This is a genomic window from Pseudomonas sp. TH31, assembly GCF_016650815.1.
In the GTDB taxonomy this organism is placed as follows: Bacteria; Pseudomonadota; Gammaproteobacteria; order Pseudomonadales; family Pseudomonadaceae; genus Aquipseudomonas.
In genome coordinates, this window is sequence record NZ_JAEKEZ010000029.1 from 411,729 (window position 1) to 431,907 (window position 20,179).

Genomic DNA, 20,179 nt, shown 5'->3' on the forward strand with positions numbered 1-20,179 from the left:
TTCGGAGTGCAATACACTTTCTTAGCGCTGGTGGTGCGAAATCGGGTTTTGCAATGTGGACATGTTGGGCGATGTACAGCTGGTTTACTCTTTTGCGGTGTTGCTGAGGTCATTGAATGCTCCGTCTCGGTTAGCAGGGTATGTAGGCTTAGGGTTGGTTACGCTGTATGCGTGGCGACATTGGCCGCTACAGAAGGCTTCCACCTTCGGTGTCTGGAACTTGGTGGAGCAGTTGCGACATGTGCATGTCTTCATGCTGTGAATACCTCGTATGGAATGGCGGGGTTACCGTCTGGGTGTGTAACGATCCAACGGAGTTGGCCGAAGCGGTTGATCACTTCGCTAACCACAAACTTTCTACGTGTGGTTCCGCACAGGGTCATGGCAGCGGTTAACGCCGCCCCTGATGATTTGAATTCGAATGGCAGCGCCATGCAGTTGTCTCCTATGTAATGGGTAATGTTGTGTGCTCATGCACACGGTTTGATGTCCACTGAAAATGGCTACACCCCTTACAGAACAAGGCGTGTGGCGTTTTGTATCATGCGATACTTCTACTGCGGGCTTCGTTACTTCTTTGATGGTGGTGGTAGTCCGTTATCGCTGTAGATGGCAATGTGCGCTAGTCCTTCCGGCATACCGAACAAAATGCAATCCCATAGCGTCTCAATGACTGAGGGAAGTTGCTGTACAACCTCCACACCGTAGACTTCTGACACATAAAGGGTGCAAGCGCCCCTATGGTCTGTTTGGTTGGCGATTTCGTTGTATTCCATTACTTACCCTCCCTTAGAGCTTGGGAGACTTTCTGATCAACACGATTATTGACGTAGTCACGCATGCTGCTGCGTTCATTACTGAACTGAACCTGAAGTTCATTGTGTTCGATTCGAATCAGGTCAACAGTGCGTTGATTGGCGTTTCGTTCTGCAAGCTGAGCGTACTGCAATGCCATGTTACTTGTGTGATTGGACAGGTAAACGGTGAGACCAGAGACCACCGTTATCTGTAAAAATGCACCAAGCATTATTACTTTGATGATTCCGTTCATTGCACTTCCGTCTGGTTCACGCCGGTCTCTCTTAAGATCTTTCCAATTCCCTGATCAATCATGTCTTTCACTACTGGCCCCATTACATCAGCAACCTGCTTCGGATCGCTAATCTGCGATGCGTTGACTATGATGTTCACAGACGTCGGCTCGATTGTTACGGTGTTGTTAGAGTTGGTTACCGTATTAGGTTCCTGTACGGAAGCACCGGGTTGAGTTGGGTAGTAAGGCTGAGGCCCAGTCATTCTCTGGATCAGGTCTTCAGAGTTGAGCAGTTGAGGAGCGCGAAACTGATGCCACTGATTACTTTCATCCCCCATCTGATCAGAAAGTCGACTAACAAAGTTTTCGAGTTTCATGGTGATGGTGTAAGCGTCAAAGTTCCCTGTTTCCACAGGGCGAATCTTGAGCTTACCTCCACCCCAACGCTCTCTGTTCTCGTCTGCCGCTGATTGATCGTCTTCTACAGAGGCGCCAGTAAAGAAACGACGGAGATTTTCCATCATTCCACCAGTAGCACGAGCATCCAAACGGTCTTGCTCAGGTTCCGGCGTGGATGGTTTTAATCTTGGGCCAAGTGCTTCCCCAACAGTTCCGGGTGCTGGATTAGGGTCTTTCTGCATTGCAGTGGTGGCGGCGGTGCCGTCTGCGTTATGCCCGATCATCCAGCGGATTAGGTTCGTATTGAACTTGGTCAGCCCCTTGTCAAACTCCATCAAAGAGTCTTTGAGCGGCCTCAATGCTTCGGTGAGTTCTCTTTCTGCGGTCAGTCTATCCCCGAGCGCTGCAATCAACTCAGGGTCTCTGTTTACATTCTCACCCTGCAAGTAGCGATCATTCTCAAGCCTCACAGCTTGAGCATCAAGAGAGTGCTTATGACGATCTAGTAACTCTGGAGACTGAGCAACAATGTCACGTAGACCTTGTTGAACCATCGCACCGTTAACCTTGCCATCGTGTTGGGCCTCAAGGACGAAACCGGCTAGTTTGTTCTGATCACCCTTGTAACCAAGAGCCTTGCCGATTGCCTTGTAAAGAATCGTGGTTAGACGAGTACCTAGGGCGTCGGTGAGAGGCCTCAGATCCTGGCCCATGAAGCGATCTTTCGAATACCCTTGATTCAATTGCAATGCAGCCGAGTATTGTTGTGTCTTGTCCAAGTTACCAATACGGAACACGGCGGCTTGATCTTTCTGCAACTGGATTGCATCTTCGAGACTCTTCCCTTGGGCACGGAAGCCCTGAATCATGTTGCTGTATGCGACTGCTGATTCTCGATCAATCTTCATTCCATACTCTTGCGAGTTGGAAATATAGGCTTCTTTGATCCGTGCTCGTTCTTTGTCGTTGTTCCCAGCGGCCAGCAGGGTGTTATCAAACTGTTGGTTGTCAGCGGCTGTTTCCTGACGTAGTTCAATACGCTTGTTCAGATACCCGACAGCGGACACAAGGCCGTACAACCCAGCAGCAGCGGCACCTAAGCCAACGGTGAGACCGCCAAACCCCTGCCCCTCAGGCTCAGCCTGTTTAGCCTTCCAAGCTTCATGGCGCTCAGCAGCGAAGTCGAAACGCTTGGTTTGTTGGTCTGCCCTAACCGCTGCACGCTCCTCCCTGAGCTTGGCCGTCTGTTTCGATTGAACATACTTCTCAGCCATGCGCTCACCACGTTGGCGGGCTGCTGCCATTGCAAGCTCAGCACGTTGCATTGCCGTGGCGTGAGTCGCTGCCTGCTGCTGGAGTTTCACAGTGCGTTCCTGACGACGTTGCAGGATGTCAGCGAGGCGTGCCTCTCGAATCTTTGACTGTTCTACTGTTGCCTGTACACGAGCCCTACCAAGGTCAGTCTTGAGACTCGCTTGCTCGGCGGCGTGTTGCTTACTTGCAAGCACCGCACGCTGTACCTGATCCTTCAATGAGGCTGATTGAAGGAAGGCTTCTTCCCTCTTGCCTGCCGATACCAACTTTTGTTCGGCAAGTTGTGTTGTGAACTGTTGACGGCGAAGCTTCGAGAGTTTCGTTTCTGTAGCAAGTTGCTTCGTTAGAGACTGCTGAACAGCCGCATCAACCTTCAACCCCTCAGACTTAGCAGCGGTGACACCAAACTTCATATTCAGTTTCTTTTGAAGAGCTTCGGCAGATTTACCCAATTGGGTCATTTGCTGTTCTGCCGCCTTTAGCATTTGCATGAAACGGCTAAGCGGGCCTGTCGACACATCGAATACCAGCTTACCGGTTAGGCGGGCGATCTCCTCATTAATACTGCTCATTGGACACTACCCCCAAACGATCTACGGTGACCTGTAGTGCGCTTGCGTTGCTCGAACAACCCAGACACAAGGTTAGTGAATGTAATCACACCACGACTCAGGTGGAGCACTTCACAAGCATCGAAGTAGTGACCACGATTGCACTTGATGTAGTTGTTGAGGATTGTGACGGCTAGCCTATTGCCAGTCACAGCCAGATATACAGAGTCGTCCTCGGCAATCCACCAGAAATACTGATATGCGAAAAACTCACCAGATACACGGCGAAGGTATTGGCGGTAGCCATTGTTGAAAGCGCCGACATTAACGTCACCGGTGAAACGTAGGAGTGTGTAGCATGGGCCACTTTGAAGGGCCTTGAAACGTGACACTGATCTTTCCATTAATTTCCTTCTTTCGTTCTCTTAGCGAGTTCGATTAATTTTTGTGCTCGCACTTTCAACTTAAGCAACTCCACAGCTTCCCGTAGCGAGCCGACAGCGCTCTTAGCTACCTCTGTATACACTGGCAGCGCTTCTTTAGTTAGAGCCTCTGTAGCAGCGAGAGTGGAACTTGCATACTTCTGTCTCAGCAAGAGTTCCGTACCGGACAGCGTAGCCGGGTCGATTAGATGCTTATCAGTCATTCGAGCCACCCAATGCTCTCAATACATCGGCCTCTACTCTGGCGTATTCCGCTGCATCCTCGGCAGCCTTTGCATCCAACTGAGTTTGTTGTTGCTTACGGCGCTCAGCAGCGAGCAATGATTCAACTTCTTTCGCTACAGCAGCGGCTTTCGCTTGAACCAATTGCTCAAGGTAGTTTGTTTCAACGTCGACCATGATTTTGGCGAGTTCTGCCTCTACCTGCTCGGCTGGTTTTTGCAAGGTCAACACTACCCAGTCAAACGTTGGGCCAGCGGTGAGAACGGGGCGGTGCATAACCGCCGCTGATGGCGTGTAGCCCTGACCAAGAAGCTCGGTATACTTATCAAGGGCCTGTTGTAGCCCCTGCACTTCGAAAGTCTCCATCAAGCCCATTAACTCACGGCCTTGGATATTGCACTGGGTGCGATCACGGTAGAACGACTCTTCAATATCTTTGAGTCTTTGTAGATGTGCTGCATCTGGTTGGAATAGCTCACTCATGGTTTTGTTTCCTTCTGATTTTATGGTTTGTGTTTCGATGGGTGTTACGGGTTGCTTATCTTGACGGTGACTTTGCACTCGACACTTGGTAGAACAGAACTTTGCATGTGGTGCTTGGGGTCTTACTGGGAACTTGGTGCTGCACGCAGCACAAGACTGGTATATTACTTTCGCCATAATGGCTCCTCAGGTATTAGGATGTGGCTGTAACGCAGAAAACAGCGCATGAAGAAAAGGCCAAAGTTTTGAGGCTTTGGCCAAGAAGGTGCAACCATGGAGATTGACGCGTAATTAGGTCGAGTTTTAGGCCAACTCCACTCGATGGGGAGTAAGGAAATCCGCGAACGAAGCGAACGGCCTGAGACACTAATCAGCTTGGAGGCTGGTCAGTGAATAATTAAGAAGTTGGGGGGTATATCTGAGGGTGGACCAAGAACTAAAAGAGGATGAATAAATCTCTCTTTATCTTACAACATATTGTACCATGAGAAGCCTGAACTGCCTAGTACCTTCCGTCAGAAATAGCAAGATATATTTTAATAGGCTGACAAACGGTGAGCTCATCACCTTCCTACCGGCAACATGGGCACCTCATCACCCGGCTTTCGAAGGCAAGCAAAGGTGCAACCCGCTCCCTTCAGACCTTCCAGATCTTCCCGCGTAACGACATCTACTTTTGACAGCCCATGGCCGCCACAAGCGAGCACTTGGCAATCTAACTACGCAATAGGGTATGAAGGACGGGGACGCACTGTAGAGGCGCTGAGAAGGTCTGTAGTGACAGGTATTTTACGTAGAATCGTTACGTAGAATCCCAGAATGCAAAAAGCCCCAAGACCTTGATCTATGGGGCTTTTCTATGTATGGCGGAGAGATAGGGATTCGAACCCTAGGTACCGGTGAAGGTACAACGGATTTCGAATCCGTCCCATTCGGCCACTCTGGCATCTCTCCAACGGCGCGCATCATAACAACACTTTTGCCGGAAGCGAACCCCCCAGGCGAAATTTTTTCCGTGCTATCAGATGCTTGCGTCGATTAAAGCGGTACGCCCAGACGATTGGCGACTTCTTCGTAGGCTTCGATGACGTCACCGAGGCCCTGGCGGAAGCGGTCTTTGTCCATTTTCTTGCCGGTAGCCTTGTCCCACAGGCGGCAGCCGTCCGGGCTGAATTCGTCGCCCAGGACGATGGAGCCGTCGGAGAACACGCCGAACTCGAGTTTGAAGTCGACCAGCAGCAGGCCGGCGTCGTCGAACAGTTTGCTCAGGACTTCGTTGACCTTGAGCGACAGTTCTTTCATGCGAACCAGCTGCTCGGCGGTGCCCCAACCGAATGCCACGACGTGGGATTCGTTGATGAACGGGTCGCCCTTGGCGTCGTCTTTCAGGAACAGTTCGAAGGTGTAAGGGTTGAGCTTCAGGCCCTCTTCAACGCCCAGACGCTTGACCAGGCTGCCGGCGGCGTAGTTACGCACGACACACTCGACCGGGATCATGTCGAGCTTCTTCACCAGGCACTCGTTGTCGCCCAGCAGTTTGTCGAATTGGGTCGGCACGCCGGCCGCTTCGAGTTTCTGCATGATGAAGGCGTTGAACTTGTTGTTCACCATGCCTTTGCGGTCGAGCTGCTCGATACGCTTGCCGTCGAACGCCGAGGTGTCGTTGCGAAACAGCAGGATCAAGCGGTCAGCGTCGTCGGTCTTGAAAACCGATTTGGCTTTGCCGCGGTAGAGTTCTTCACGTTTTTCCATGATGGGCTCCGCTTGCTAAGTAGGTGGGCTAGGCGATGTGTCGCCAGTCGAGCCCTGAATCTTGATCGGCCAGTTGCAGCCAGTCCGGGTCGCACCCGAGGGTGTCGACAAAACATTGCCGGGCCAGCTGCGGCAGGTTGTTCTTGCTGCTTAGATGGGCCAGGACCAGGTGTTGCAGGCCTTGCCAGCCCAACTCGGACACCAGGAATGCCGCCTGGTGGTTGTTCAAATGTCCCAGTTCACCGCCCACCCGTTGCTTCAGGAAGTACGGGTAGTGACCGCGAGCCAGCATGTCACGGCAATGGTTGGACTCGATCATCAACGCATCGAGGTCCCGATAGCCGTCCAGCACCTTGCTGCAATACGAGCCCAGGTCGGTCAACAGGCCGAAGCGCCGCTCACCGTCATTGAAGACGTATTGCGTCGGTTCCTGTGCATCGTGGGCCACGGCAATGACTTCGATGTTCAGGGCGCCGATCTGCAATTGCTCGCCGCCGGCCAGGAAGCCCGCGGGTTCAATCGGTTTGCGCATCCCGCGCAGGGTGCCGCGACTGAGGTAGACAGGCAGATTGTAGCGCCGAGACAGCAAACCCACGCCATGCACGTGGTCGGCATGTTCGTGGGTCACGAGTATCGCGCTCAACTGCGCCGGGTTTACACCCAGGCGCAGCAGGCGTTTTTCGGTTTCCCGCAGGGAGAAACCACAATCCACCAGCACATACGTGTCAGCGCTGGCTATCAGCGTGCCGTTCCCTTGGCTACCGCTGCCGAGAACGGCAAAACGCATGTGATCAGCCCAGGTTGTCCTGAATCACGCTCAACACCTTGCGCGCCACTTCTGCCGGCGCAACGGTGTTGATGTTTTTCTCGACGGTGACCTGGACGTTCTCGCCCACCTTGCTCAGACGAACCTGATAACGGTCGGCACGGGCTTCAACTTGTTCCTTGGTCGGCGCACTGCCGAACAGGCTACTGAAGAAACCAGGCTTCTCGTCTTTCTTCTCGGCTTTTTCCGACAAGTTGATGTAGTACAGGCCCAGGCTGCGGTTGATGTCTTCAACACGCCATTCGCCCTGTTCCAGCGCACGACCGACGCTCGACCAGGCGCGATCCAGGTCCGGACCGACGTTCAGGATCGGGTTGCCGCTGCCGTCTTCGCTCAGGCTGACACGGTTTGGCTTATCGGAGTCCTGGGAAGCCAGCATGGAGACCGAACCGCCCTTCTCGGAAATGCGGCTCATGCTCGCGAGCATGTCGTCCACCAGTGCCGCGTCCAGGCCAGTGTTGACCGAACGGCTGGTGAAGTCGACGTCGGCGGTGCTGCCAGCAGGACGCTGGGCGCTGACCACGTAGATTTCACTGGTGTTGCGCTGCACGCCCGGCTCGATGCGGACCCGCACGCGGGTTTCGCTGTCGGCGGCGACGCCAGCCGCGCTCAGGCGCTTGGCCATGGCAGCGGACAGTTCGTCGGAATGTTGCCAGGTGGTGGTGAATTCACCGGTTTGCGGGCGTTGTTCGTCCAGACGGAAACCGTTGTCCTGGAAGAACTGAACAGCCACTGGCCAGACTTCGGCCGGTGGGTGCTGACCCATGACCCAGTGCGAATCACCGCTTTTTTGCAGGGTGTAGTCGCTGGCATCAGCAATCGCCGACAGCGGTTGCGGACGCGGCACGATGTATTCGCCCTTGGCGGTGTCATCGGCCACGTTACGCGGGATCGGCAACAGCGGATCCAGACGTTTGGAGGTGCTGACATTCGGGGGCAGTTGCATCGGTGCAGTCTGTTGCGCTTCCAGGTAATCGCTACCACGGTCACGGAAGTAACCTTCCGGGCCCCAGATCCATCCGCAGCCACTGGTGCTGGAGATAATCAAGGCAAGTGCGGAAAGTCCGGCCATTCGCTTCATGCGTTGTACTTCCTCAATTAAACCAGGACGCCGGACTGGCGCATGGCCTGCCGCAGCGGTTCGTGACAGGCAGCGCTGAGCCAGGTGAGCGGCAGACGGATACCGTCCGGCATCAAGCCCATTTCATGCAGTGCCCATTTCACGGGGATAGGGTTGGATTCGATAAACAGGGTTTTATTGAGCGGCATCAGCTTTTCGTGGATGGCACGAGCAGTCACGGCGTCGCCCTTGAGCGCGGCGTTGCACAGGTCGGCCATGTCACGCGGGGCGACGTTGGCGGTCACCGAGATGTTGCCTTTGCCGCCCAGCAGGATCAGCTCGACAGCGGTGGCATCGTCACCGGAGATCACCAGGAAGTCTTTGCTGACACCGTCGATGATCGCCTTGGCACGGCCCAGGTCGCCAGTGGCTTCCTTGATACCGATGATGTTTTTCACGGTCGACAGGCGGATCACAGTCTCGGCCTGCATGTCGCACGCGGTGCGGCCAGGCACGTTGTACAGGATCTGCGGGATATCGACCGCTTCGGCGATGGCCTTGAAGTGCTGGTACAAGCCTTCCTGGGTCGGCTTGTTGTAGTACGGCGTGACCAGCAGGCAGGCATCGGCGCCAGCGACCTTGGCATTGGTGGTCAGTTCGATGGCTTCGCGCGTCGAGTTGGCACCGGTGCCGGCGATGACCGGGATGCGCCCTGCAACCTGCTTGACCACGTAACGAATCACTTCGATGTGTTCGTTCACGTCTAGCGTGGCCGATTCACCTGTCGTGCCGACCGCCACGATGGCGTGGGTGCCGTTTTGCAGGTGAAAGTCCACCAGTTTGCTCAGGCTGTCCCAGTCGAGACGACCTTGTGCATCCATGGGTGTGACCAGTGCCACCATACTGCCCGCAATCATGCAACCGCTCCTGCCGGAAAAAGAGAGCCGTAATGGTACTGGCGCCAAGATGCTTGTACAAGCGAAGTACTGCGCTGCTGCCATTCCCCTTGGCGCTGCTTTTCGCTACCCTTCAGACTTTGATCGGTACTGATAAGCTCGTACGCCGGGTTCCAGCCTCCATTTTCGGCATCACAAGCCCCGATCCAGCGTTGCCACCCCTCGCTCCGGCCACTCTGGAGCACGTTGCAACCTTCGGCCCGGGTTTTCTGAATTCGTCTGCGCAGGGTCGCCCCCGGCTAAAAAAGCCCGTAGAAGTATCGACCGCTCATCGCTTTAGGAATGCTGCATGTCCACCCCCACAGTTCGCGAACAATTCCTTGTCATCAGTGCCCTCGGCGCCAACCCCATGGAGCTGACTAACGTCCTGTGCCGCGCCAGCCATGAAAACCGCTGCGCCGTGGTCACTTCTCGCCTGACCCGTCATGGCGAGTGCAGTGCCCTGATCCTCGAGATCTCCGGCAGCTGGGACGCTCTGGCCCGCCTGGAAGGCAGCCTGCCAACCCTCGCCAAGAAGCACGCCTTCACAGTCAACGTGGTGCGCAGTGCGGCGCTGGAGAACCGCCCTCAAGCCCTGCCTTACGTTGCCTATGTCAGCTCGGCTTACCGCTCGGACATCATCAACGAGTTGTGCCAGTTTTTCATGGACCACAACGTCGAGCTGGAAAACCTGACCTGCGACACGTATCAGGCGCCGCAAACCGGCGGCACCATGCTCAACGCCACGTTTACCGTGACGCTGCCGGCCGGCGTGCAAATCAGCTGGCTGCGCGATCAGTTCCTGGATTTCGCCGACGCGCTGAACCTGGACGCCCTGATCGAACCGTGGCGCCCACAAAACCCAATGTAAGGAAGCTTTCATGGCCGTTGCTATCGACCAACCGGTTACCGACTTCGAAGCACCCGCCACCAGCGGGCAGACCGTCAGCCTCGCGAGCCTCAAAGGCAAGCAAGTGGTGATTTACTTCTATCCGAAGGACAGCACCCTGGGCTGCACGACCCAGGGCCAGGGTTTTCGCGATCAGTTGGATGCCTTTAAAGCGGCCGACACCGAAGTCTTCGGCGTGTCCCGCGACAGCCTGAAGTCCCACGAGAACTTCAAAGCCAAGCAGGCATTCACCTTCGAGCTGATCAGCGACAAGGAAGAAGCGCTCTGCCAACTGTTCGACGTGATCAAGCTGAAAAAGCTCTACGGCAAGGAATACATGGGCGTTGATCGCAGCACGTTCCTGATCGACAAGGACGGTGTGTTGCGTCAGGAATGGCGCGGCGTGAAGGTGCCGGGGCATGTGGATGCGGTTTTGGCCGCGGCTCAGGCCCTGAATAAGGCTTGATACCGAAAAAGATCGCAGCCTCCGGCAGCTCCTACGCCGATCGCGGAGCTTCTGCAGGAGCTGCCGCAGGCTGCGATCTTTTTGCATCACCATCGTTCTAGAGCAGCGGCGCCACCACCGGCTCCTTGCGCGGCCAGGCATCCAGCACTGCCTTGAACAGTGTCGCCAGGGGAATCGCAAAGAACACCCCCCAGAAGCCCCACAAGCCGCCAAACAACAGCACCGCACAGATGATCGCCACCGGGTGCAGGTTGACCGCCTCCGAGAACAGCAGCGGCACCAGCACGTTGCCATCCAGCGTCTGGATGATCCCGTAGACCGCCATCAGGTAGATGAACTGATCACTCCAGCCCCACTGGAACAACGCGATCAGCAGCACCGGCACGGTCACCACCACCGCGCCAACGTAAGGCACCACCACCGACACACCGACCAGCAACGCCAGCAGCGCCGCGTAATTGAGGCCCAGCGCGACGAACGCGATGTAGGTCACCCCCCCACAAATGATGATTTCAATGACCTTGCCGCGAATGTAGTTGGCGATCTGTCGGTTCATCTCTTGCGCAACCCGGGTAATCAGCGCCCGCTCACGCGGCAGGTAGCCGCGAACCCACTGCCCGATCATTTCCCGGTCCTTGAGGAAGAAAAACACCAGGATTGGCACCAGCACCAAATAGATCATGATGTTGACCAGCAGCGGCAGGCTCGACAACGAGAATGTCAGCGCCCACTGACCGAACTTGCCGATTTCACCCCGGGCCACTTCAATGGCTTGCAGCACCTGCTCGTCGGACACCAGATGCGGATAGCGTTCGGGTAACAGCAACAACAGCGACTGCCACTTGGCGAGCATGCCGGGCAGCTCGTTGAACAAGGTGATCAACTGATGCCAGAGCAACGGCACCACCACCACGATGAACACCAGCAACAACCCCATGAACAACGCGAAGACCAGCCCCACGGCCACACCACCGGGAACGCGCAGGCGTTCAAGGGTAACGACCAGTCCCTGCATCAGATACGCCAGCACCATCCCGGCCAGCACTGGCGCGAGCATGCCGCCCAACGTGAGCACCGCGGTAAACCCCAGGATCAACAGCACCGCCAGCACCACGGCCTCTTCGTCGGAGAAGTAGCGCTGAATCCAGTCGCGTAACACTTTGAACATCAATAATCCTTAGGAACGAACGCAGCCGGTTTCAGGCTTTTTTCAACCAATAGCGGTAAACACCCGCCTCGTCTTCTTCGAGCAGCAGCGTATGACCGGCCAATCGGGCAAAGGTGCGGAAGTCGCGCTGAGAACCCGCATCCGTGGCGATGACCTTGAGTACCGCACCGCTGGCCATGCGATTGAGCTCAAGTTTGGCCTTGAGCAACGGCAACGGACAATTCAGGCCACTGGCGTCCAGTTCCGCGTCATGGGCTACAGCATCGGTCATTGCATCACTCCGGATCAGGTGGTTGAGCGGCCTAGAATATCTGGTCCGAAGGCCGGTGTCCGGCTACAGTAAGGTCTTTGTCGACTAAGGCTTTGTGCATGACTTTTTTGCGCCCTACCCTGCTGACGCTCGCTTGCCTGCTTGCCTCACCAGGCTTCGCCGACGACCTGCCGTCACTCGGTGACGCCAGTTCTGCCATTGTCTCGCCGCAACAGGAATACCAATTGGGCCGCGCGTGGCTGGCAATGTTGCGCAGCCAGGTATTGCAGCTCAATGATCCGCAGCTCAAGGATTATGTCGAATCCAGCGTCTACAAACTGGTGGAAACCAGCCAGGTCACTGACCGGCGCCTGGAGTTCATCCTGATCAACAGCCCGCAGCTCAACGCCTTTGCCGCGCCGGGCGGGATCATCGGGGTCAACGGCGGCTTGTTCCTCAATGCCCAGACCGAAGGTGAATATGCTTCGGTGCTGGCTCACGAATTGGCTCACTTGTCGCAACGCCACTTCGCCCGTGGCGTCGAAGCCTCGCAACGCATGCAACTGCCGATGATGGCCGCCCTGCTGGCCGGGATCGTGATTGCCGCCGCTGGCGCCGGTGATGCAGGGATCGCCACCATTGCCGGTACCCAGGCAGCAGCGATCCAGGAGCAACGGCGCTTCTCGCGCCAGAACGAACAGGAAGCCGACCGGATCGGCATCCTCAACCTGGAAAAGGCCGGTTACGATCCGCGCTCGATGCCAAACATGTTCGAGCGCTTGATGCGTCAGTACCGCTTCGACGCCAAGCCACCGGAATTCCTGCTGACTCACCCGGTGACCGAGTCGCGAATCGCCGACACCCGTAACCGTGCCGAACAGGCCAAACCGGGCGGCATCGAAGACAGCATGCGTTACCAACTGATTCGCGCACGGGTGCAACTGATCTACGAAGAAACCCCTGGCCTGGGCGCCAAACGCTTCCGAGCCCAGTTGGATGAGAACCCGAAAAACGACGTCGCGCGCTACGGCCTGGCCATCGCCCAGATCAAGGGTGGCCAATTGAACGAGGCACGGGAGAACCTCAAGCTACTGCTGGCCACGGCGCCGAACGAGATTATCTACAACCTGGCTCAGGTCGATCTGGACATCACCAACAATCGCCTGCCTGAGGCCCAAACGCGGGTTGACCGACTGCTGACCCAGTATCCGGGCAACTACCCGCTGAACCAGGTCCGTGTCGACTTGCTGCTCAAACAGAACCGTACCGCCGATGCTGAAAAAGCCCTGGAAAACCTGCTCAAGTCTCGTCCGGATGATCCGGATGTCTGGTACATGGTGGCGGAGACTCGCGGCCTGTCGGGCAACATCATCGGCTTGCACCAGGCTCGCGCCGAATACTTCGCTCTGGTCGGCGATTACCGCCAGGCTATTCAGCAACTGGACTTTGCCAAGCGCAAGGCCGGCAGTAACTTCCCCTTGTCGTCACGGATCGATGCACGGCAACGAGAGCTGATGGAGCAGGAGCGCATGATCAAGGACATGATGGGCTGACGACGTCGAAAAAACCCAGGCACAAAAAAACCGCCTCTTTCGAGGCGGTTTTTTATTCAGCCAACAACCGGTTTATTCAGCCAGTTTGAAGGTGATGAAGCTGGCACGACCTTGACGCAGAACCCGCATCGACACCGAGCGGTTCTTTGGCAATGCCTTGGCGATCTCGGTGAACTCCTTGGTGGAGCCGATCGCCTGGTTGTTCAGGTGAGTAATCACATCACCTGGCTGCAAGCCGATCAGCGAAGCAGGACCGTCCTGGACGTCCTTGATCACCACGCCGCCCTTGAGGTCGTTGGCTTTCTTCTGCTCATCGGTCAGCTCGGCAACGGAAACACCCAAGCGGTTGCTGCTGCCCTCAACCCCGGATTTCGCCTTCGCATCCAGCTCTTTGCCTTCCTCCGGGATTGCGCCGACGGTCAGCTCGACATTCTTGCGCTTGCCCTCGCGGATCACTTCAAGATTGGCCTTGGCGCCTGCCTTGAGTGCGCCGACCAGATGTGGCAGATCAGCAGACATGACGATCGGTTGACCGTTCATGCTCAAGATCACGTCGCCCACCTGCAGGCCACCCTTGGCCGCCGGGCCGTCATCCTGGATCTGAGCCACCAGCGCACCGGCCGGTTTCTCCAGGCCGAATGACTCAGCCAGGTCCTTGTTCACCTCCTGAATCACGACACCCAACCAGCCTCGGCTGACTTTGCCGCCGCTTTTCAGTTGATTGGATACGTCCATCGCGACATCGATCGGGATCGCGAACGACACACCCATGAAGCCGCCCGAACGGGTGTAGATTTGTGAGTTGATCCCGACCACTTCACCGTTCAGGTTAAACAGCGGGCCACCGGAGTTGCCCGGGTTGATCGGCACGTCGGTCTGGATGAACGGGACATAGTTTTCGTTCGGCAGGCTGCGACCGATGGCGCTGACGATGCCTTGGGTCACGGTGTGGTCAAAGCCGAACGGCGAACCGATGGCGACAACCCACTGGCCGGCCTTCAAGTCCTGGGATTTGCCGAGCTTGAGAACCGGCAGATCCTTGCCTTCGATTTTCAGCAGCGCCACGTCGGAACGCGGGTCGGTGCCGATCAGTTTAGCTTTCAACTCACTACGGTCGGCCAGGCGGACAAGAATTTCGTCGGCATCGGCAATCACGTGGTTGTTGGTCAGGATGTAGCCATCAGGCGAGATGATAAAACCCGATCCCAGGGACTGCGCTTCGCGCTGACGATCACCGCGAGGCGAACGTTGTTGCGGCATGCCGCGCTCGAAGAACTCGCGCAGCGCTGGCGGCAGGCCTTCAAGATCCGGCATCTGGTTCGACACTTTGCGATCAGGCAGTTTCTGCGTGGTACTGATGTTCACCACCGCAGGCGAGGCCTGTTCGACCAGTTGCGTGAAGTCAGGCAATTCGGCCGCTTGAGCAGAGACCGCCTGACCGAGCACCAGCACGGTGGCAAAAATGGAGAGGTAAGACTTCAAGCGTGGTATCGACATACGGCTCCCGTTACGACGAGCATGGTTAAGCGATATGGAGCAAGGAACACCGGGAACGATACGCCGGTATTTTTGTTCCGGGAACAACAAACAAGGCCAGAGCCGTGAGGCTCTGACCTATAGAAAAATCCAGGGGTATTTGCAAATTGAAATGCTCACCAAACATTTCGACATCTCAATGGTGGAATGGGCATCGCTGACCTCTCGCACAATCAAACTGCCGATCCATGAGCATCACCATTCAGCTCACTGTTTGGCCGTAACAGCATCGGAGCGCATGGACAGCGCAATGCGTTCGGCGGTACCGATAGGGATTTCACCGACCACGGTCACCATGATCTCACCTTGAGGCGTGGTCAAGCGTCGGGATACCGCAACGGTTGGACCCAGCTGGGTACGAGTATCGGTGACGGTAGCGCCATTCAACGGCTCAAGAAACACCGAGAAGCGGGCCAACCCATCGTCGTACATCAAGCTGCTGACCTGAGTTTTGGTCTCAGGGTCTTTGCGCGAGGAACTGCTACTGAGTTCGAAACCTGGCGGTAACCAGTCCGAATGCCAGACTTCGGCGGTTTTAAGTGCCTCAGCCTTGTCAGGCTCCAGGGATACTGTCTTGCAATCAGGACCTGCCTGCAAATCTTTGTCTGATGGGGCATCGGTGGTATCCAGTTGCGTGAACTGGAATCGCTCGAGCAACTGCCCCTTGTCATTCAGCAGCAATGACTTGAGGGGCAAGCCGGTCTCCTTGTCCAGGTGCAACTCGAAACCGTAACGATGCTGGTCACGCGGCGTCAGTGAAACGATCACCGCCGAACGCCCAGCCACACGCGACTTGCCGATGACGGCAAGGTCGTACCAATTCTTGAGCTTTTGTGGATCGAGTGCACGAGCAGCAGATTTGGGAGACTCCCCCAGCCCCGCTATCAGGGTGCCGCTGACGCATTGAGTATGCCCATCAATGCGCACGACTTCCTGTGCCGAGCCGTCGAGCTGGAGCAAACGCTCGCGGACCTTGCCATCCTGGACGCGGTGCCAGATGTTATGGGTAGAAAAACTACCGTTACGCTCGTAAACAAAAGTACCGTGAAAGCTTTGCGTTTGCTCGGCCTGTCCCAGACGGGTCAACCAGTCCTGGGCTTCATCAGCGTGGGCTGGAACAACAAACCAGCCACCAAGCAAGAGCGTAAGTAGAGGTATGGCGCGCATGATCCTCCTTAACGGTTTTCCAAGCTTGCTGCACGAGCGTAAGGCAGAGCACTTTCAGTGCCTTTCAAGGCGGCCTGTTGAGCATGTTGGCGCAAGTAGCCTGGCAGACGCTGATCGTGCCAGCCCGGCTGACCTTGCAATACGCCGTTGGCCATAGGGCCAGTGGCTTCCGAACTCTCACTGTAGCCTGCCAATACAGCTGGGCCCTTGACCTGAGGAACGGCCAGAGCAGGCTGATTGGATTGCTGAGCCAGTTCGACGCCAGCAATTTCGTCCTGGTTGTACAGACGAACACCTGCCAGTACAGCGACGGTCACCGAAGCAGCGACGGCCAGACGACCCAGGCTGCGCCATGGACCGCGAGATGCCTTGGCCGGGACGGCTTCGTCTTCCAGCGCAGCAGAAACTGCCGCAGCGATGTCCAGACGTGGAAGCAGCAGATCCTTATGCATGACTGCCCGAGCGATCTGGTAACGAGCCCAGGTATCGCGGGTTTCAACATCGTCAAAGGCATTCAGTACCCGACGCAATTCCAGCTCATCCGCTTCGTTATCCATCACTGCGGACAGCGATTCCTGCAGGGCTTCACGACTCATGGCGTTCCTCTCTTGGCTGTCGCCGCTGTCTCAGTTTTCCTGCAACAACGGCTGCAGGGCTTTATCAATGGCTTCCCGAGCCCGGAAAATCCGGGAACGCACGGTACCCACCGGACACTGCATAACCGCCGCAATGTCCTCGTAACTCAGACCATCGAATTCACGTAAAGTTAAGGCCGTACGTAAATCTTCTGGCAGTTGCTGAATGGTTCGATGGACGGTGCCTTCGATCTCATCCCGCAGCAATGCGCGTTCTGGCGACTCGAGATCCTTGAGGCCATGATCGCCATCGTAGAACTCTGCGTCTTCGGAACTGACATCGCTATCCGGCGGCCGGCGGCCGCGTGAAACCAAATAGTTTTTCGCCGTGTTGATGGCGATGCGGTAAAGCCACGTATAAAACGCGCTGTCTCCGCGGAAATTACCAAGTGCACGGTACGCCTTGATAAAGGCTTCCTGTGCGACATCCTGGGCTTCATGGGTGTCGTGCACGAAACGCACGATCAACCCGAGAATTTTGTGCTGGTATTTCAGCACTAGCAGATCGAAAGCTCGCTTGTCGCCGCGTTGGACGCGCTCGACCAGCTGCTGATCCTCTTCCTGGGTTAGCATGAACACTCCTCGATAAGCTCGAAGGAGGCGTGCATAACTAAACGACCAGACTTGCAAACATAGACTCGGGCTTTTCGCAAAAGTTCTCCCCTTCAAGCAAGTTTCCTGCGGGCTCTGATTTGGCACGCACGAAAAACGCAGCTCGGGATAACCCGGCTGCGCGAATAATCTTGTCATCGGATTCGCCGGCAAGGACCAAACAGCAGGTCCCGCTCTGAAGCCGACACTGTCCCTTGATTCAGACAACCAGCTATTGATCTTGGGCCTTTGGCAAAAGTTCCAAATATTTATAGCCGGGTGCAACCGACATTGTGCGACTGCGAAGCGAAAAAGACTGTTAAATCCTCGATACAGTCGCCTTGTCGCCGAACCGGTGAAAAAAACTTCCGACGAAGCGTCCGGTCTTTTCCGTCACAGTAGTTTCACAATGCCATGTAGGCCCGGCTATTGTGCCGCTCCCCCCTCTATATACTAGTGGGCTGTGTGGCTGCCTGACTCGCCGATCCAGGAGTCTTGCGCCAACCCCGACCCGGGTCGCTTTGAGCGGAATCCTGAAATGAGCCAACAGTTTCAACACGATGTTCTGGTCATTGGCAGCGGCGCTGCCGGTTTGAGCCTTGCGCTGACCTTGCCTGATCATCTGCGCATCGCCGTATTGAGCAAAGGCGACCTCGCCAATGGCTCGACTTTCTGGGCCCAGGGCGGTGTCGCTGCCGTGCTGGATGATACCGACACCGTCGAGTCCCACGTCGATGACACGCTCAATGCCGGCGGCGGCCTGTGCCATGAAGACGCTGTGCGGTTTACCGTCGAGCACAGTAAAGAAGCCATCCAGTGGCTGATCGACCAGGGCGTTCCGTTTACCCGCGATGAACAGTCTGGCACGGAGGACGGCGGTTTCGAGTTTCACCTGACCCGCGAAGGCGGCCACAGCCATCGGCGCATCATCCACGCTGCCGACGCCACCGGTGCGGCGATCTTCAGAACCTTACTGTTCCAGGCCCGACAACGCCCGAACATCGAACTGCTGGAACAGCGCGTTGCGGTCGACCTGATCACCGAAAAACGCCTGGGCCTGGAAGGCGACCGTTGCCTGGGCGCCTACGTACTCAACCGCGCCACCGGTGAAGTCGACACCTACGCCGCCCGCTTCGTGATCCTCGCTTCCGGTGGCGCCGCCAAGGTCTATCTCTATACCAGCAACCCTGATGGCGCTTGCGGAGATGGCATTGCCATGGCCTGGCGTTCGGGCTGCCGCGTGGCAAACCTGGAGTTCAACCAGTTCCACCCTACGTGCCTGTATCACCCTCAGGCCAAGAGTTTCCTGATCACCGAAGCCCTGCGCGGCGAAGGTGCGCACCTGAAGCTGCCCAATGGCGAACGCTTCATGCAGCGTTTCGACCCGCGCGCCGAACTGGCGCCACGTGACATCGTTGCCCGGGCCATCGACCACGAGATGAAGCGCCTGGGCGTCGACTGCGTCTACCTGGATATCAGCCACAAGCCCGAAGCATTCATCAAGACCCACTTTCCGACGGTGTACGAGCGCTGCCTCGAATTTTCCATCGACATCACCAGGCAACCGATCCCGGTAGTCCCGGCAGCGCACTACACCTGCGGCGGCGTGATGGTCGATCAACAGGGCCGCACCGACGTGCCGGGCCTGTATGCCATCGGCGAGACCAGCTTCACCGGCCTGCACGGCGCCAACCGCATGGCCAGCAACTCGCTGCTGGAATGCTTCGTCTACGCCCGTTCGGCGGCGGCGGACATTCTCGAGCAGTTGCCGCAGGTTTCGATCCCGACCGCCCTGCCTGTCTGGGACGCGAGCCAGGTGACCGACTCCGACGAAGACGTGATCATTGCGCACAACTGGGACGAACTGCGGCGCTTCATGTGGGACTACGTGGGCATCGTGCGCACCAACAAGCGCTTGCAACGGGCACAACACCGGGTGCGGCTGCTGCTGGACGAAATCGACGAGTTCTACAGCAACTATAAGGTCAGCCGGGATTTGATCGAGTTGCGCAACCTGGCTCAAGTAGCGGAATTGATGATCCAGTCAGCCATGGAGCGCAAGGAAAGTCGCGGTCTGCATTACACCCTCGACTACCCGAACATGTTGCCTGAGGCACTGGACACTATTCTGGTGCCGCCCACCTACGCCGGCTGAAACAGAGTCGAACCCGCAGGCGTCGGTGCAGATCCGCCGCCTGCGAATCCTGCGGCACACAAATAGTTCTGACCCGGCGCTCGCCGCGCAGACGAAACCGCAGTATTACGACCAACGGTAACGCGAGGCTGTCCGGCCTTAGCTGGACCGGCTGCCAACCCTCGGCCTGACTCCACAACTGCCAGCCATCGGCATCGCGGCGTAAACCGCGAAATGCCTGCGGGTGCGTCAGTAAAATCTGCCGTGGCAATGCCCAAAAGCCATGAGCCAGACACAACAAAACACCGAGCGAACTTGCCCAGAGCGGTATGGAGAAAAGAAATAGCGAGCCCAGCGCGAACAGCTGGGCCGCAAGATACGCCGCCAGCAATTGCCGTGAGGCATGCCAGCGGCATTCGAACGCATTACTTGGGCTGGACACGATCCAGGATCATGCGAACCATGCGCTGAAGCTCCGGATCTTCCGATTCGGCGCGCTCCATGAACCAGCCGAACATGTCCTGATCTTCGCATTCGAGCAGCTTGCGGTAGCAATCACGGTCGACATCATTGAGGTGCGGATAGACCTCTCTCACGAACGGCACCAGCAGCACGTCAAGCTCGAGCATGCCGCGGCGGCTGTGCCAGTAGAGGCGATTCAGTTCAACATCTTCGACCATGGAGCGCTCCTCAAATAGGCGGCAAGTATACAGCCCCGCGCCCGGTCGAACAGTCGGCTTTGGTCGGCCCTTCTCGAGCTTTTGTAAACTAC

Annotated in this window: 20 protein-coding genes and 1 tRNA gene; 4 read left to right on the plus strand and 17 right to left on the minus strand. The window is 56.7% G+C overall.

The genetic code is table 11. The features are described 5' to 3' along the window. Positions 1-569: 569 nt before the first annotated feature. From JFV26_RS21275 to dapA, 9 genes are all read right to left on the minus strand, one after another. Positions 570-776 (minus strand): hypothetical protein, encoded by a 207-nt coding sequence (locus JFV26_RS21275; protein ID WP_201195244.1) that lies wholly within the window; start codon positions 774-776, stop codon positions 570-572. Then, on the minus strand, positions 776-1,051 hold the full coding sequence (locus JFV26_RS21280; RefSeq protein WP_201195245.1) for a hypothetical protein: 276 nt from the start codon (positions 1,049-1,051) through the stop codon (positions 776-778). The genes JFV26_RS21275 and JFV26_RS21280 overlap by 1 nt, the downstream gene beginning before the upstream one ends. Next, positions 1,048-3,318 (minus strand): hypothetical protein, encoded by a 2,271-nt coding sequence (locus JFV26_RS21285; RefSeq protein WP_201195246.1) that lies wholly within the window; start codon positions 3,316-3,318, stop codon positions 1,048-1,050. The genes JFV26_RS21280 and JFV26_RS21285 overlap by 4 nt, the downstream gene beginning before the upstream one ends. A 617-nt stretch (positions 3,319-3,935) precedes the next feature. After that, complete coding sequence (locus JFV26_RS21290; RefSeq protein WP_201195248.1) at positions 3,936-4,445, minus strand: hypothetical protein; 510 nt, start codon at positions 4,443-4,445, stop codon at positions 3,936-3,938. Positions 4,446-5,309: 864 nt separating this feature from the next. Next, positions 5,310-5,399 (minus strand) — tRNA-Ser (locus JFV26_RS21295). An 84-nt stretch (positions 5,400-5,483) separates the two neighbouring features. Further along, entirely contained in the window at positions 5,484-6,197 is a 714-nt protein-coding gene (gene purC, locus JFV26_RS21300) for a phosphoribosylaminoimidazolesuccinocarboxamide synthase (RefSeq protein WP_123507616.1), read from the minus strand. 28 nt (positions 6,198-6,225) lie between these two features. Further along, positions 6,226-6,984, minus strand: coding sequence for an MBL fold metallo-hydrolase (locus tag JFV26_RS21305; RefSeq protein WP_201195251.1), 759 nt, complete (start codon positions 6,982-6,984; stop codon positions 6,226-6,228). Positions 6,985-6,988: 4 nt separating this feature from the next. Further along, on the minus strand, positions 6,989-8,104 hold the full coding sequence (gene bamC / locus JFV26_RS21310) for an outer membrane protein assembly factor BamC (RefSeq protein WP_201195252.1): 1,116 nt from the start codon (positions 8,102-8,104) through the stop codon (positions 6,989-6,991). Between the two features lie 17 nt (positions 8,105-8,121). Then, positions 8,122-9,000, minus strand: coding sequence for a 4-hydroxy-tetrahydrodipicolinate synthase (gene dapA, locus JFV26_RS21315; RefSeq protein WP_201195253.1), 879 nt, complete (start codon positions 8,998-9,000; stop codon positions 8,122-8,124). 328 nt (positions 9,001-9,328) lie between these two features. On the opposite strand from dapA, the gene JFV26_RS21320 reads away from it, so the two are divergent. Both JFV26_RS21320 and JFV26_RS21325 read left to right on the plus strand, forming a co-directional pair. After that, positions 9,329-9,889: a glycine cleavage system protein R gene (locus JFV26_RS21320; protein ID WP_017336973.1), complete on the plus strand. Its 561-nt coding sequence runs from the start codon at positions 9,329-9,331 to the stop codon at positions 9,887-9,889. Positions 9,890-9,899: 10 nt separating this feature from the next. Further along, positions 9,900-10,373: a peroxiredoxin gene (locus JFV26_RS21325; protein WP_201195255.1), complete on the plus strand. Its 474-nt coding sequence runs from the start codon at positions 9,900-9,902 to the stop codon at positions 10,371-10,373. A gap of 97 nt (positions 10,374-10,470) precedes the next feature. Here the strand turns inward: JFV26_RS21325 and JFV26_RS21330 are convergent, their stop codons facing one another. Continuing rightward, complete coding sequence (locus tag JFV26_RS21330) at positions 10,471-11,541, minus strand: AI-2E family transporter (protein WP_201195256.1); 1,071 nt, start codon at positions 11,539-11,541, stop codon at positions 10,471-10,473. A gap of 31 nt (positions 11,542-11,572) precedes the next feature. Beyond that, the gene (locus JFV26_RS21335) at positions 11,573-11,812 is read right to left on the minus strand and encodes a sulfurtransferase TusA family protein (protein ID WP_201195257.1); all 240 of its coding nucleotides are present in this window, start codon (positions 11,810-11,812) and stop codon (positions 11,573-11,575) included. Between the two features lie 98 nt (positions 11,813-11,910). On the opposite strand from JFV26_RS21335, the gene JFV26_RS21340 reads away from it, so the two are divergent. Beyond that, the gene (locus JFV26_RS21340) at positions 11,911-13,344 is read left to right on the plus strand and encodes a M48 family metalloprotease (RefSeq protein WP_201195258.1); all 1,434 of its coding nucleotides are present in this window, start codon (positions 11,911-11,913) and stop codon (positions 13,342-13,344) included. Positions 13,345-13,416: 72 nt separating this feature from the next. On the opposite strand, the gene JFV26_RS21345 is transcribed toward JFV26_RS21340, so the two are convergent. The 4 genes from JFV26_RS21345 to rpoE all read right to left on the minus strand — a co-directional run bounded on the left by JFV26_RS21345 (position 13,417) and on the right by rpoE (position 17,255). Further along, positions 13,417-14,841: a DegQ family serine endoprotease gene (locus JFV26_RS21345; RefSeq protein ID WP_201195259.1), complete on the minus strand. Its 1,425-nt coding sequence runs from the start codon at positions 14,839-14,841 to the stop codon at positions 13,417-13,419. A gap of 246 nt (positions 14,842-15,087) precedes the next feature. Further along, positions 15,088-16,047 carry a MucB/RseB C-terminal domain-containing protein gene (locus JFV26_RS21350; protein ID WP_201195260.1) on the minus strand — a complete coding sequence of 320 codons (960 nt, stop codon included), beginning with the start codon at positions 16,045-16,047 and terminating at the stop codon, positions 15,088-15,090. A gap of 8 nt (positions 16,048-16,055) precedes the next feature. Continuing rightward, positions 16,056-16,643, minus strand: coding sequence for a sigma-E factor negative regulatory protein (locus tag JFV26_RS21355; RefSeq protein ID WP_201195262.1), 588 nt, complete (start codon positions 16,641-16,643; stop codon positions 16,056-16,058). A 30-nt stretch (positions 16,644-16,673) separates the two neighbouring features. Continuing rightward, positions 16,674-17,255 carry an RNA polymerase sigma factor RpoE gene (gene rpoE, locus JFV26_RS21360; RefSeq protein ID WP_007944079.1) on the minus strand — a complete coding sequence of 194 codons (582 nt, stop codon included), beginning with the start codon at positions 17,253-17,255 and terminating at the stop codon, positions 16,674-16,676. Positions 17,256-17,811: 556 nt separating this feature from the next. On the opposite strand from rpoE, the gene nadB reads away from it, so the two are divergent. Next, on the plus strand, positions 17,812-19,428 hold the full coding sequence (gene nadB, locus JFV26_RS21365) for an L-aspartate oxidase (RefSeq protein ID WP_201195263.1): 1,617 nt from the start codon (positions 17,812-17,814) through the stop codon (positions 19,426-19,428). On the opposite strand, the gene JFV26_RS21370 is transcribed toward nadB, so the two are convergent. Both JFV26_RS21370 and JFV26_RS21375 read right to left on the minus strand, forming a co-directional pair. Then, on the minus strand, positions 19,397-19,849 hold the full coding sequence (locus JFV26_RS21370; RefSeq protein WP_201195264.1) for a protein YgfX: 453 nt from the start codon (positions 19,847-19,849) through the stop codon (positions 19,397-19,399). The genes nadB and JFV26_RS21370 overlap by 32 nt on opposite strands. Next, positions 19,833-20,087 (minus strand): FAD assembly factor SdhE, encoded by a 255-nt coding sequence (locus JFV26_RS21375; protein WP_003212000.1) that lies wholly within the window; start codon positions 20,085-20,087, stop codon positions 19,833-19,835. Before JFV26_RS21375 ends, JFV26_RS21370 begins: the two co-directional genes overlap by 17 nt. Positions 20,088-20,179: the final 92 nt, after the last annotated feature.

Bases quoted from the DNA above. Each gene is read 5' to 3' on its own strand.
- JFV26_RS21275 (WP_201195244.1), bottom strand. From the start codon at position 776: ATGGAATACAACGAAATCGCCAACCAAACAGACCATAGGGGCGCTTGC.
- JFV26_RS21280 (WP_201195245.1), bottom strand. From the start codon at position 1,051: ATGAACGGAATCATCAAAGTAATAATGCTTGGTGCATTTTTACAGATA.
- JFV26_RS21285 (WP_201195246.1), bottom strand. From the start codon at position 3,318: ATGAGCAGTATTAATGAGGAGATCGCCCGCCTAACCGGTAAGCTGGTA.
- JFV26_RS21290 (WP_201195248.1), bottom strand. From the start codon at position 4,445: ATGAGTGAGCTATTCCAACCAGATGCAGCACATCTACAAAGACTCAAA.
- purC (WP_123507616.1), bottom strand. From the start codon at position 6,197: ATGGAAAAACGTGAAGAACTCTACCGCGGCAAAGCCAAATCGGTTTTC.
- JFV26_RS21305 (WP_201195251.1), bottom strand. From the start codon at position 6,984: ATGCGTTTTGCCGTTCTCGGCAGCGGTAGCCAAGGGAACGGCACGCTG.
- bamC (WP_201195252.1), bottom strand. From the start codon at position 8,104: ATGAAGCGAATGGCCGGACTTTCCGCACTTGCCTTGATTATCTCCAGC.
- dapA (WP_201195253.1), bottom strand. From the start codon at position 9,000: ATGATTGCGGGCAGTATGGTGGCACTGGTCACACCCATGGATGCACAA.
- JFV26_RS21320 (WP_017336973.1), top strand. From the start codon at position 9,329: ATGTCCACCCCCACAGTTCGCGAACAATTCCTTGTCATCAGTGCCCTC.
- JFV26_RS21325 (WP_201195255.1), top strand. From the start codon at position 9,900: ATGGCCGTTGCTATCGACCAACCGGTTACCGACTTCGAAGCACCCGCC.
- JFV26_RS21330 (WP_201195256.1), bottom strand. From the start codon at position 11,541: ATGTTCAAAGTGTTACGCGACTGGATTCAGCGCTACTTCTCCGACGAA.
- JFV26_RS21335 (WP_201195257.1), bottom strand. From the start codon at position 11,812: ATGACCGATGCTGTAGCCCATGACGCGGAACTGGACGCCAGTGGCCTG.
- JFV26_RS21340 (WP_201195258.1), top strand. From the start codon at position 11,911: ATGACTTTTTTGCGCCCTACCCTGCTGACGCTCGCTTGCCTGCTTGCC.
- JFV26_RS21345 (WP_201195259.1), bottom strand. From the start codon at position 14,841: ATGTCGATACCACGCTTGAAGTCTTACCTCTCCATTTTTGCCACCGTG.
- JFV26_RS21350 (WP_201195260.1), bottom strand. From the start codon at position 16,047: ATGCGCGCCATACCTCTACTTACGCTCTTGCTTGGTGGCTGGTTTGTT.
- JFV26_RS21355 (WP_201195262.1), bottom strand. From the start codon at position 16,643: ATGAGTCGTGAAGCCCTGCAGGAATCGCTGTCCGCAGTGATGGATAAC.
- rpoE (WP_007944079.1), bottom strand. From the start codon at position 17,255: ATGCTAACCCAGGAAGAGGATCAGCAGCTGGTCGAGCGCGTCCAACGC.
- nadB (WP_201195263.1), top strand. From the start codon at position 17,812: ATGAGCCAACAGTTTCAACACGATGTTCTGGTCATTGGCAGCGGCGCT.
- JFV26_RS21375 (WP_003212000.1), bottom strand. From the start codon at position 20,087: ATGGTCGAAGATGTTGAACTGAATCGCCTCTACTGGCACAGCCGCCGC.